Origin of the sequence: Actinoplanes sp. CA-142083, assembly GCF_050942195.1 — a bacterium.
In the GTDB taxonomy this organism is placed as follows: Bacteria; Actinomycetota; Actinomycetes; order Mycobacteriales; family Micromonosporaceae; genus Actinoplanes.
This window is the reverse complement of record NZ_CP192076.1, coordinates 3,179,337-3,191,278: the sequence shown is the minus strand read 5'-3', so window position 1 is coordinate 3,191,278 and position 11,942 is coordinate 3,179,337. Positions and strand designations below refer to the sequence as shown.

The following is an 11,942-nucleotide window of genomic DNA, read 5'->3' as shown; positions in this document are numbered from 1 at the left end:
GTCGCCTTATCGTCTTCGATGGAGGATGCGTAGACGCGGCGACGGGAGACAGATCATGGCTGCAGGGCAGGCCGGATTCAGCCGGCGCTTCGTGTTGACCGGCTCGTTCGCCTCGGTGGGCGGGCTGGTGACCATGTCGGACGCCGGCGCCGCTCAGGCGGGCGGGCGGCCCGGTCCGGAGTTCTCGCTCACGCTGGCGGCGGGGACGTACAGCGGCGCCGGCCGTGCCTTCGTGATCATCGCTCGGGCGTCGGACCTGAGCCCGGACACGCCGGAACCCCGGGACTACCTGCAGAACCTCGAGCCGATCACCGTGCCGTTCTTCGGCCAGGACGTGTCGCACGCCGTGCCCGGCCGGCCGATCCTGCTGCGCTCCGGGGCCGCGGTGGTCGGCTACCCGCTCGACCGGTTCGAGGACATCCCGGCCGGCGACTACGTGGTGCAGGCGTTCTTCTGCACCTACGAGACCAACCATCGCTCGGACGGGTCGGTCGTCCAGGTGCACTGGCCGCAAGGCGACGGCGGCGACATCTGGCACTCGCCGGGCAATGTCTACTCGACGCCGCGTACCGTCCATCTGACCGGCCACGCGCAGACCGTGCGCATCCCGCTCGACCAGGTCATCGAGCCGATCGGCACGATCCCGCCCGGCGGCACCGGCCAGCAGGGCAACCCGGCCGACTCGGCGCACGTCAAGCACCTGAAGATCCGCTCCGCGCTGCTGAGCCGCTTCTGGGGCCGCGACGTCTATCTCGGCGCCGACATCCTGCTGCCGGCCGGCTACGACCTGCCCGCCAACCGCCACGTCCGCTATCCCATGGAGCTGATCGCGCGCCACTTCCCGCGCGCCAACCCGCACCGCTTCGACGAGTCGCTGGGCGATCCCTTCTCCCAGTGGTGGATGTCGGCGGACGCGGCCCGGTTCATCTCCGTGCAGGTGCGCAGCGAGAACCCGTTCTACGACGACTCCTACCACGCCAATTCGGCCAATCTCGGCCCGTACGGCGACGCGATCAACAAGGAGCTCATTCCGGCCATCGACAGGTCGTTCCGGACGATCGGGCAGCGCTGGGGCCGGGTGGTCGCCGGCGGGTCGACCGGCGGGTGGATCGCTGCGGCGTCGCTGGTGCTCTACCCCGACACGTACGCCGGTGCCTGGGCCGGGTTCCCCGACTCCATGGACTTCCGCGCCCATCAAGTGATCGACGTCTACGCCGACGCCAACGCGTACGTCACCGGCAGCTCTTGGGTGTCGGTGCCGCGGCCGGCAGCCCGCGGAAACACCGGCGACACCTGGTGGACCACCGAGCAGGAGAACGCGTACGAGCGGGCGGTCGCCTCGCACGGGCGCAGCCAAGGGCAATGGGACATCTGGCAGGCGGTGTTCGGTCCACAGGGCAAGGACGGATACCCGGCGCCGATCTGGGACAAGCGCACCGGCGCCATCGACCACACCGTGGCCGCCTATTGGAAGAAGCATTTCGACCTTTCGTCGATCGTCGCGACCGACTGGGCAAGGCTCGGACCGAAGATCGCCGGTCGGTTGTCCGTCTACGTCGGCACCGAGGACACCTACTTCCTCAACAACGGTGTCGCGTACTTCGAGCAGCGGACCAACGCCCTCACCTCGCCGGCGCCCGACTTCCAGTTCCTCTACGGCGTGGGCCAACCGCACGGGTGGACCCCGTTCACCGACCAGCAACTGCTGACCACGATGGCCGACTTCATCGCCCGGCACGCGCCGCAGGGCACCGATGTCAGCGGCTGGCGCGGCCAGGAGCAGCCGCCGCACCTCATGATCACCCGTGGCCGGCAGGTCGTGGACGAAGGCGTCGACGCGATCCTGCCCCCCGCCTTGGCTGCGAAGAGTTTGCCCGAGGAGCAGGTCGAGCCAGCCTGTGGGCGCGGCACCGGCCCTGGTCTTCCGACGTCGAGGCGCCGCGACCGGCGACCAGGGCCGACTCCGCTCATGTCGTGAAGGCGCCACCCGGTCGCGAGGGTTTCATCTATGTTGTCCCGATGGGAGGCCGCGTCGAGGTCAGCCAATTGCGGTTCGGAGTGCTCGGACCGATGGAGGTGCGGTTGGGCGGCGCGCTGCTCCCGGCCGGTCCGCCGAAGCAACGGCTCCTTCTCGCGGTGCTTCTGTGTCATGGCGGACAGGTTCTTTCGACGGATGCGCTTCTGGATCTCGTATGGGATGGGGCCCCGCCGCAGTCAGCCCGGGCCAACCTGCGCACGTACATTCACAGCCTGCGGGCGCTGATCGGCGACGGCCTGGTGCAGGGCCGGGGACAACCGGGCTACGCCCTGGTGGCCGAGCCTGGCCAGGTCGACCGGGTCCAGTTCGTTGACCTGGTCAGCCGCGGATGTGTCGCTGTCGACAGGGGCGATGTGGACGGCGGACGGGCCATGTTGGCCCGCGCTCTCTCGTTGTGGCGCGGCCGGCCGTACGAGGATGTCCCTGATCTTGCGATCCTCGCGGCCGACGAGGCCAGGCTGTGCGACCATCGCCTGACGGCCACCGAGTACCTGATCGAGGCCGATCTTCTCCTCGGACGCGACGCCGATCTCGTTCCGGACCTGACTGACCTGGTGGCTCGGTATCCGTACCGGGAGCGGTTCGCTGCGCAGTTGATGCGCGCCCTGTACCGCTCGGGCCGGCAGGCCGACGCGCTGGCGGTCTACCGTCGGGCACGCGCCGTGCTCACCGGCGAGCTCGGCGTCGAGCCGCAGGCCGAGCTGCGACGGCTGCACGAGGCAATGTTGCGCGGCGAGGTCGACGCCCGGCTGGACCCGCAACAGCGCGGCGAGGTCGACGCCCGGCTGGACCCGCAACAGCGCGGCGAGGTCGACGCCCGGCTGGACCCGCAACAGCGCGGCGGGGCCGACACCGTCAGCGTCGAGCGGCCCGTCCCGGCGCAGCTTCCGCTCGACGTCCATGGATTCACCGGGCGCCGCGACGAGCTGCGCCACCTTGACACGATCATGGCGACCGTCGGTGATCAGCCCACCGCGATGGTCGTCGCCGCGGTGTCGGGGACCGCGGGTGTCGGAAAGAGCTCCCTCGTCGTTCATTGGGCGCACCAGGTCCGGCAGTCCTTCCCCGACGGACAGCTGTATGTGAACCTCCGCGGTTTCGATCCCACCTCGGCGCCGATGAGCACAGACGACGCGGTACGCGGCTTCCTGGACGCCCTCGGCGTGCCGCCACACCGGAGCTCGACGGGCTCGGATGCCCGAGTCAGCCTGTACCGCAGCCTGCTCGCCGACCGGCGAATGCTCATCGTGCTGGACAATGCCCGGTCCGCCGAGCAGGTCCGCCCGTTACTTCCGGGCGCGCCGAACAGCCTGGTGGTGATCACCAGTCGCCACCTCATGCCGGGCCTGGTCGCCGGCGAGGGCGCGCATCCGCTGATCCTTGGTCTGCTGACCAGGGCCGACGCGCGCGCGATGCTGCTCGGGCGGCTCCATCGGGTCCCGGCGGAACACCCCGCCGAGGACGAGATCGTCGAGGCGTGCGCCGGGCTGCCGCTCGCGCTGGCACTCGCTGCCTCCCGCGCCGCCACCTGCCCCGAGCTGCCACTGAGCGTGCTTGCAGCGGAGCTGCGCGACGCCCGTCATAGGCTGGACGCCTTCACCAGCGAGGACTCGGCCACCGATCTCCGCGCGGTGCTTTCGTGCTCGTATCGCGCGCTCGGCCCGGCAACAGCGCGGTTGTTCCGGCTTCTCGGGCTGCATCCTGGCCCGACCTTCACGGCTCCGGCCGCGGCAAGCCTGGCCGGCGTCGACGCCCGCTCCGTTCGGACCCTGTTGACCGAGCTGACCCGCGCGCATCTGCTCACCGAACACCAACCCGGCCGGTACACCTTTCACGACCTGGTCCGCGCGTACGCCGCCGACGTGGAAGGCACCGTCGATCCCGAGCCGGAACGCCGGCGGGCGCTGCGACGGTTGTTGGACCACTACCTGCACACCGGGTATGCGGGCCACCGGCTGCAGGACCCGTCGCTCGATCCGATCAGCCTTGATCCGCCCGCACCGGGTACCCGCCCGGAGCCGTTCGCCAAGATGGAGGAGGCGGACGCCTGGTTCATCGCGGAACGCACGGTGCTGCTCGCGCTCGTTGACTATGCCGCCGGCGGTGGCTGGTCCCAGCACGCGTGGCAGCTCGCCTGGACGATGTGGACGTTCCTCTACCGGGCCGGGTACTGGCACGACTGGATCCGGATCGGCCAGGCTGCGGTAGCGGCCACCCAGGGCGGACCCGACCTCGCCGCCGGCGGCTTGGCGCAAAGGATCCTCGCCACCGCCCACAACCGGCTGGGCCACACCACGGCGGCGAGTCACCATCTCCAGCAGGCACTCGACCTTCATGTACGCGCCGGCGACGAGCTCGGGCAGGCCATTGTCCACCATCATCTGGCCGCCATGAGTGGCCGCTGCCAAGACGACGAGCGGGCGCTGGCGCACGCGCGGCAAGCGCTGGCCCTGTTCAGCGGCATCGGTCATGTCGGCGGGCAGGCTCGTACGCTCAATCAGATCGGCTGGTACCTGGCCCGGCTGGACGACCCGGTGCTCGCCGTGGGGCACTGCCGGGAAGCCCTCGAGCTGAACCGGCGGTTCGGAGACCGGCATGGGCAGGCGGCCGTGTCGGACACTCTGGGATACGCCTTTCACCGGATGGGCCGGTACGCGGCGGCCGATTCGTGGTTCCGCCGTGGGGTGCGGCTGTACCGAGCGGTCGGGGACCGGTTCCACGAAGCCGACACGCTCGAGCACCTCGGTGACACGCGCCGGGCCGCAGGGCGGTATGACGCGGCCAGAAATGCCTGGCGGCAGGCCCTCGTCATCCTCGACCTTCTCCCCGACCAGGACTCCGCCAGGGTCCGCGCGAAGCTCCGCCCCGCGACCAGCCGGGTCGTAGGGCGGGGCTCCCATCCGGTCAGAGCCGATCCCAATCCGTCCAACCACCGGTAGGCCCCCGATAGATGTACCACCAATAGCCGTCACTGCCGACGCATTGCAACTGCAGGGTCGTGTCGCTGAGGACCACCATCACCAAACCCCGCTCCGGCCGGCACGTGCCGCCCAAAGCGTCCGACCATGCGGTGAGGGTCGTGGCGGTGCTCCACCGGGTGTACACCTTGAGATTGGGACCGATGACGAACACCTGCGGATAGGTGTCCAACCTGGTCCAAATGCGGCCCGTTCCGCAGTAGAAGGTGCCGGCCCAATTGCGGTAATGACAGTAGTTGTCGGCGGTCTTGTACACCGCCCCGGGTGGAGCCGGCGCCGCCTGCGCCGGCATGCTTGGCCCGCTGAGCAGGCTCAGGCTCGCCAATGCCGTCACCACGAATCCGAACCACGCCCGCCGGTATGACCTCATCGGTCCACAACTCCTCAGATGTAGTTCGGGCCGATCACGAAGCGGCCCGGATAGGCGACCCGTTCCCAATCGTTCTTGCCGAGATGGTGCGAACCGCCGAGGCTGCCCGCCGCCGGATCCCACACCATGTAGCCCTGCGCCTGATCGCTGTAGCCGTAAATGACGAGGTAATGAGCAATGCCGGTGCCCGCGTTCGGGTACCAGATCTTGTGGGCGTACACGGTGATGATGTAGACCTCATCGAAGTAGTAGACGCCGCCGCGCACCGAATTCCACAGGTTGCTATTCGTGATATTCGCATAGGCGCTGTACGGGTTGAGCGTCTGACCGTAATACGCGTTGATCTTCTCGTTGATGGCGTTGTCCATGCTTGTTGGCAGCGCGAAGCGGAACTCGTCGATGCCCACCCGGCTCGCCACCCAGGATTGGGCCACACCCGGGACGGCCCAGTTGGTCAGCACCGTCGTGGCGCTCGCCGGGCCGCACCAATTCCACTGCTGCTGGACCTGCCCGCTCAGCGGTGACGAACAGCGGAAGGTGGCGCTGCAAGCGACCGCCACCCGCGGGCTGACGACGTGCTGCCGGATCGATTGGCGTGCCGCCGCCACCGCCGGCCGTGCCGGATCGGCCGACGGCGGCGCGGCCTGCGCCGGAGCGGCGAGCGAAAGAACGGAAAGGAGGAATAGCACCACGGCGACCGCGGCGCGGCCGGACCGACGTCTCATGCCGATACCCCGTTTCTTCAGTGCCGATGTCCCGCCTGGAGGGCGGCTTTCGATCACGTTAGGAGTCGCGGGTACATGAGCCGCACATAAGCTGTACATACACCCTGTGATCGACCCTCTAAAGTCGGATCGGTGGAGACACCAACCCAGCTTCTGCACAGGCTGACCTCATACGAGCCCGGACGGGAGTGGGACGACGTCATCTCCGACCCGCGTCTTGTTCTCGATCTGAAGCCCAACGACTTCGACCGTTTCCCGCTGTTCTACAAGCGGTACGCGGGGCACCTGCCGCGCGTGGAGTTGCCGCGTGACCTGCCGTCCACGGAGCCGTCGGCCATCGAAGTGCTGGCCGGCACCGCGAAAGTCAGGGCCGGCGACCTCGACCTGCCGCATCTTGCCCGGCTGCTGTACCTGTCCGCCGGCGTCGTGCGTACGTCCAAGCGCCGCAACGGGATCACTCACCTGTTCCGCGCGGCCGGCTCGGCCGGTGGCCGTTTCCCGCTCGAGGTCTACGTGCTCGTCCCGGAGGATGTCCCGGGTCTTCCGGCCGGCGTGCACTGGTACGACCCCGCCGCGCACGCCCTGGTGCGGGTGGCGCCGGCGCCGAGCGGCGGCGACGTGGCGATGGTGGTCACCGGCGTCCCGTGGCGGACCGGCTGGCGGTATCGCGAGCGCGGCTACCGGCACATCTACTGGGACGCGGGCACGATGCTGGCCCAGACCCTGGCCCTGGCCCACTCCGCCGGGATCCCGGCGCGGCTCCGCACCACGTTCCCCGACCGGACGGTCACCGAGTTGGTCGGCGCGGACGGCGTACACGAATGGCCGGTCGCCGTGGTCGGGCTCGGCTCGCGGCCGCCGGCGCTGACGCCGACCGGTCCGGCGGCCGCCGGCGAGGTCGACGGGGATCCGCTGGAGTTCCCCCTCGAGACGGCGGCGCAGCGGGCCGGGGACACGACCGTGCTGGGCGAGCCATGGCCGGAGGGCGATCCGGTCGATGTTCTCAAAAACAGCGCGCCGGTCGAGGCGGTGGTGCTCACCCGCGGCTCACAGCGGCGGATGGATCCGACCCGCGGGCTACCGAAGAACGTGCTCACCACGGGCCTGGCGGTCGCCGTACGGGGAATCGATCTGCCGCAGTTCGTGGCGGTGCACGACGTCGACGGTGTGGCACCGGGGGTGTACCACTGGCCCGATCTCCGCACGCCCGTGCGCACGGGCAACCAGCGCGAAGAGCTCTACCGGGTGAGCCTGGACCAGGGACTGAGCCGGGACGCGGCGTTTGTGGTGATCACCGCGGCCGAGGTCGCGAGCCTGGACGATCGCGGGTACCGGGCCGCGCAGCTGGCCGCGGGGCTGGTCGAGGGGCGGTTGCACCTGCTCGCGTACGCGATGGGTGCGAGCGCGACCGGAATGACCTTCCTAGACAGCGAGATCCCGGCGCTGGTCGGAGCGCCGCTGGACGCACTGATCTTCACGTGCGTGGGGGTGCCCGACTACCGGGCCACGCCGGGTGGGCTGCCCGGGGCGCCGGTCGACGTGCGGCCGATGCAGCACCGGGATTAAAGACCTTGATGCGGGACGATGATGCCGCGGCCGACCGCGCCGCCGATCAAGTCGGTCATCGCGTCGTCGATGCGGTCCAGCGGGTAGTGCGTGCCCACGAGTTGGTCGATGGGTAGTCGGCCGGCCTGGTACAGCGACAACAACTTCGGCACGTCCAGCTGGGGGTTGGACGACCCGTACAGGCTGCCGATCACCCGGCGCTCGCGCTGCACGAGCGGGTTCAGCGGCAGGCTCAGCTCCTGGCCGGCCGGGCCGAGCCCGATGGCCACCAGCGTGCCACCGGGCCGCAACGCGTCGAAGGCTTGACGCAGAGTGGCCGGTCGCCCGATCGCCTCGACGGCGTAGTCGAAACCGTCGATGTCGGTCAGGGCCGCGGCGACGTCCCCGGACCCGGCGTTCACCACGTGCGTCGCGCCGAGCCGGGTGGCGGCCTCCAGCCGTTCGGTGACCATATCGACCGCGACGATCGGGTACGCCCCGGCCAGCACCGCCCCCATCACGACGGACAGCCCGACGCCGCCCGCGCCGAAGACCACCAGACCCCGGCCGGCGCACGGACCGATCGCGTTGAGGACGGTGCCGACGCCGGTGACGACCGCGCAGCCGGTGATGGCGGCGATGTCGGCGGGCACGCCGGGCGGGATGGGCACCACGGCTCGTTCCGAGACGATCGCGTACTCGGCGAAGCAGGAGACGCCCATCAAGTGGTGCACGGTCGTCCCGTCGGGCCGGCGCAAGCGGGAGGTTCCGTCCTGCAGGCCGCCGGACGCGGCGTGGACGGCGCCGGACTGACACAACGCCGGTCGTCCGCCGAGGCAGTGCCGGCACCGGCCGCATCGAGGTCGCCACATCAAACCAACGACATCACCCGGGCGTACGGCGGTGACGTCCGCCCCGACCGCGACGACCTCCCCCGCGCCTTCGTGCCCGGGCACGAGCGGCATCCGGCTGGGCAGGTCGCCGGTGAGGTAGTGGTAGTCGCTGTGGCACACCCCGGCCGCGTCGATCCGCACCAGCACCTCGTCGCGGGCCGGATCGGCCAGGTCCAGCTCCTCGATGGCGAGCCCGGCGCCCGGTCGCTCGAGCACCGCCGCCCGGATGCGCCTCGTCATCGCCAACCGGCTCACCCCGCCAAGAAAGTTTCGTAATACTTGCGAAAGTATCGGTGCGGACGGCAGCATACGAGCGTCGGCGACGCGGGGTCAAGGAGAGCGAAATGACAGCCGAGTACGCCACCTACCCGTCCCTGAGCGGCCGGGTCGCGTTCGTCAGCGGCGGCGCGTCGGGGCTGGGCGAGGAGTTCGTGCGGCAGCTCGCCGGCCAGGGCGCGCGAGTGGCGTTCGTGGACATCGACGAGGACCGCGGCGCCGCCCTGCAGCGGGAGCTCGGCGAGGACGTCCTGTTCCGGCCGTGCGACGTCCGGGACATTCCAGCATTGCGTACGGCGCTGGCCGCGGCCGCCGACCGCCTCGGCCCGATCCGGGTGCTGGTGAACAACGCCGCCGACGACCGGCGTCACCCCGTCGGCGAGTTCGACGTCGCGCTGTGGGACGACCGGATGGCCGTCAACGTACGGCACCACTTCTTCGCCGCTCAGGCGGTGGCGCCCGGCATGCGCGACGCCGGCGGCGGGTCGATCATCAACCTCGGCTCGATCAGCGCCCACATCGACCTGCTCGAGCTCCCGGCGTACATCACCGCGAAGGCCGGCATCGAGGGCCTGACCCACACCCTGGCCCGCGAGCTCGGCCCGTGGCAGATCCGGGTCAACTGCGTCGTGCCCGGATGGATCATGACGGAGAAGCAGCTGACGCACTGGGTCACCCCGGAGGCGGAGGCGTCGATCGTGCGCAACCAGTGTCTGCCGGGCAAGCTGTACCCGGACGACGTGGCCCGGATGATGCTGTGGCTGGCGGCCGATGACTCCCGGTCGTGCACGGCGCAGAAGTGGATCGTGGACGGCGGGTGGATATGACAACGGCGCGACAGGTGACCGACGTGGTCACCGAGCATGGCGAAGGCCCGTTCTGGGACGCGGCGGCCGGTCGGCTCCTGGTGGTCGACATGCTGGCCGGGGCGGTGGTCGCGGTGACGCCGGCCGTCTCGCGATATGAGGTGGGCAGGGTGGCGGCCGCGATCCGTGCACGGGCCGGCGGCGGCTACGTGCTGGCCACCGAGCGCGGATTTCAGCTCTACACGGCCGATTTCACCCCCGACGGCCCGCCGATCACCGCGTTCGACGACCCGGCGATCCGGATGAACGACGGCGGTTGCGACGCGCGGGGCCGGTTCTACTGCGGCACGATGGCGTACGACGTGACGCCCGGCGCCGGTGTGCTCTACCGGCTCGACCCCGACCTGAGCGTGCACCGGGTGCTGACCGGGGTCACCATCTCCAACGGCATCCAGTGGTCGGCCGACGGTAATCACGCCTACTACAACGACACCCCGACCGGCCGCGTCGACCGGTACGCCTTCGACCCCGGCACGGGTACATTCGGCGACCGCGAGACCCTGGCGACCATCGAACCCGAGCACGGCCAGCCGGACGGGATGGCCCTGGACGCCGAGGGCGGCATCTGGGTGGCCCTGTGGCAGGGCGGCGCGATCCACCGGTACGCGAGCGACGGCACCCTGACCGCGCGGATCGCCGTGCCGGCCCGGCAGACCACCGCGTGCGCCTTCGACGACGGCACCACGCTGTTCATCACCACGTCGCGGGAGGGCCTGGGCAACGAGGCGGAATCCGGCGCCGGCGCGGTGTTCGCCGTCGATGCCGGGGTCGCCGGAGCCCGCCCGTACGCCTTCGCGGGCTAGTCACTGGCTTCCATCGCGGCGCCGATGGCCTTCGCCGCGGCGACCAGCTCCTCGTCGGGGCGGTTGGGCAGGACGTCCTCCCAGAGCGGCAGCATCATGCCTTCGGCGTCGAGCATCCCGAGCGGGCGGGGCAGGAACCAGGTGTGGAAGTGTGCCCCGCCATCTCCCCACCGGTAGAGATGGATCCGCGCGAAGCTCCCCCACCCGAGAATCGCGCGTTCCACCCGGGCCGCGACCGGTCCGAAGGTGACGGCCACGCTGCCGGGCAGGTCGGCGAACGAGTCCACGTGCACCCGGCTTGCCAGCCAGACGGTGCCCGGCAGGCTGCTTCCGGCCGGCGGGTGCAGGGTCCAGTTCGCGTCCGACCAGATCGGCGGCCGGCTGGTCCCGGCGCAGATCGTGCATGGGGGCCCGCCGGGCTCACCCCGTCGTGGCGGCTCGGGCAGGACCGGCTCGGCCGGCGCCAGCACGGTCAGCGGCTCTTCGTAAGGCAGGCGCATCGCAGCTCCTCAGCCGGCGTGGGTGCCCTCGGCGACCCAGTCCCGGGGGTCGCCGAAGTGGAGATCATCGAATCCGGCCGTGGCCAGAGCGCCCACGACAAGCGTTCGGCGATAGGCCGCGAAGGTCAAAACATGAGCGATCAAGCCGCCGTACGTGTAAACCTTCGCGGGGGTGTCCTGCAGGCTGACGAACGTGTCGTCGAGCCGGCCGTCCGCGGCCGTGCGACGCACCTGGTCGAGGAACGCGGGCCCCGCTTCGTCGAGGCGACGGCGCATGCTGGAGACGGTTTCTCCGTTCTCGACCGCCCAGTCGTAGTCCTGCAGAGCCATGGCCCGGTTCCACATGTCCATCTGGCCGACCAGCCGGGACAGCAGCGACCGCAGCGTCGGGTCGTCGTCGACGTCGGCGTTCGCTGTCGCGAGCGGCCGGTCCAGCACCGCGTCGTCGAGCCTCGCGGCCCGCTCGATCATTTCTCCGACCAGCCACACGTGGTGCTCGACCATCCGAATCACGAGATCCATCGACGCAACCTTTCGTAGTGAGGGCAGCCGCAGGTCCGCCGGCGGGTGGAAATGAACACCGTTCGGCGCGTCCAGCAGCACCGTCGTCGGTTCGCGCCGCCACACTCGCGGGGCGGCGCCGTAGGCGTGGGCGAACGCACGGGTAAACGCTTCGTGGGAGCTGTAGCCCGCCTCGACAGCCACGTCGATAACCCTGGCGTCGGGGTCGAGCAGCCGGAAGGCGGCCCGCTCGAGCAGCACCCGGCGGCGGAAGCGGGCCGGCGTCTCGCCGGCGGCCCCCGCCACCAGCCGGTCGAAATGCGACCGGGACAAATGCAACTTCGCCGCGAGATCCGGGCTCTGCAACCCATGCTCGTCGAGCGCTCCCGCCAAGCAGGAGACGAAGCTCGCGAAGGTGTCCGACGTGCTCACCTGCTCGAGCCTGCC

General features: G+C 70.3%; 10 protein-coding genes. 5 read left to right on the top strand and 5 right to left on the bottom strand.

What is annotated here, in order from left to right; genetic code table 11:
- Positions 1-55 precede the first annotated feature (55 nt).
- Both ACQPZX_RS14625 and ACQPZX_RS14620 read left to right on the top strand, forming a co-directional pair.
- On the top strand, positions 56-1,978 hold the full coding sequence (locus ACQPZX_RS14625; protein ID WP_433380073.1) for an alpha/beta hydrolase-fold protein: 1,923 nt from the start codon (positions 56-58) through the stop codon (positions 1,976-1,978).
- A 41-nt stretch (positions 1,979-2,019) separates the two neighbouring features.
- The gene (locus ACQPZX_RS14620) at positions 2,020-4,977 is read left to right on the top strand and encodes an AfsR/SARP family transcriptional regulator (RefSeq protein WP_433380070.1); all 2,958 of its coding nucleotides are present in this window, start codon (positions 2,020-2,022) and stop codon (positions 4,975-4,977) included.
- Here ACQPZX_RS14620 and ACQPZX_RS14615 read toward each other — a convergent pair.
- Entirely contained in the window at positions 4,943-5,353 is a 411-nt protein-coding gene (locus ACQPZX_RS14615) for a hypothetical protein (RefSeq protein WP_433380067.1), read from the bottom strand. The two genes, ACQPZX_RS14620 and ACQPZX_RS14615, sit on opposite strands and share 35 nt — an antisense overlap.
- Before the next feature lie 47 nt (positions 5,354-5,400).
- The gene (locus ACQPZX_RS14610) at positions 5,401-6,111 is read right to left on the bottom strand and encodes a C39 family peptidase (RefSeq protein ID WP_433380064.1); all 711 of its coding nucleotides are present in this window, start codon (positions 6,109-6,111) and stop codon (positions 5,401-5,403) included.
- Between the two features lie 132 nt (positions 6,112-6,243).
- On the opposite strand from ACQPZX_RS14610, the gene ACQPZX_RS14605 reads away from it, so the two are divergent.
- Positions 6,244-7,677, top strand: a complete 1,434-nt coding sequence (locus ACQPZX_RS14605; protein ID WP_433380061.1) for a hypothetical protein — start codon at positions 6,244-6,246, stop codon at positions 7,675-7,677.
- Here ACQPZX_RS14605 and ACQPZX_RS14600 read toward each other — a convergent pair.
- Positions 7,674-8,789, bottom strand: coding sequence for a zinc-binding dehydrogenase (locus tag ACQPZX_RS14600; RefSeq protein WP_433380058.1), 1,116 nt, complete (start codon positions 8,787-8,789; stop codon positions 7,674-7,676). The two genes, ACQPZX_RS14605 and ACQPZX_RS14600, sit on opposite strands and share 4 nt — an antisense overlap.
- A 104-nt stretch (positions 8,790-8,893) precedes the next feature.
- On the opposite strand from ACQPZX_RS14600, the gene ACQPZX_RS14595 reads away from it, so the two are divergent.
- Positions 8,894-9,652: an SDR family NAD(P)-dependent oxidoreductase gene (locus ACQPZX_RS14595; RefSeq protein WP_433380055.1), complete on the top strand. Its 759-nt coding sequence runs from the start codon at positions 8,894-8,896 to the stop codon at positions 9,650-9,652.
- Entirely contained in the window at positions 9,649-10,494 is an 846-nt protein-coding gene (locus tag ACQPZX_RS14590; RefSeq protein WP_433380052.1) for an SMP-30/gluconolactonase/LRE family protein, read from the top strand. Before ACQPZX_RS14595 ends, ACQPZX_RS14590 begins: the two co-directional genes overlap by 4 nt.
- Here the strand turns inward: ACQPZX_RS14590 and ACQPZX_RS14585 are convergent.
- Both ACQPZX_RS14585 and ACQPZX_RS14580 read right to left on the bottom strand, forming a co-directional pair.
- The gene (locus tag ACQPZX_RS14585) at positions 10,491-10,994 is read right to left on the bottom strand and encodes a hypothetical protein (protein ID WP_433380049.1); all 504 of its coding nucleotides are present in this window, start codon (positions 10,992-10,994) and stop codon (positions 10,491-10,493) included. The genes ACQPZX_RS14590 and ACQPZX_RS14585 overlap by 4 nt on opposite strands.
- Before the next feature lie 9 nt (positions 10,995-11,003).
- Complete coding sequence (locus ACQPZX_RS14580; RefSeq protein WP_433380046.1) at positions 11,004-11,927, bottom strand: helix-turn-helix domain-containing protein; 924 nt, start codon at positions 11,925-11,927, stop codon at positions 11,004-11,006.
- Positions 11,928-11,942 lie beyond the last annotated feature (15 nt).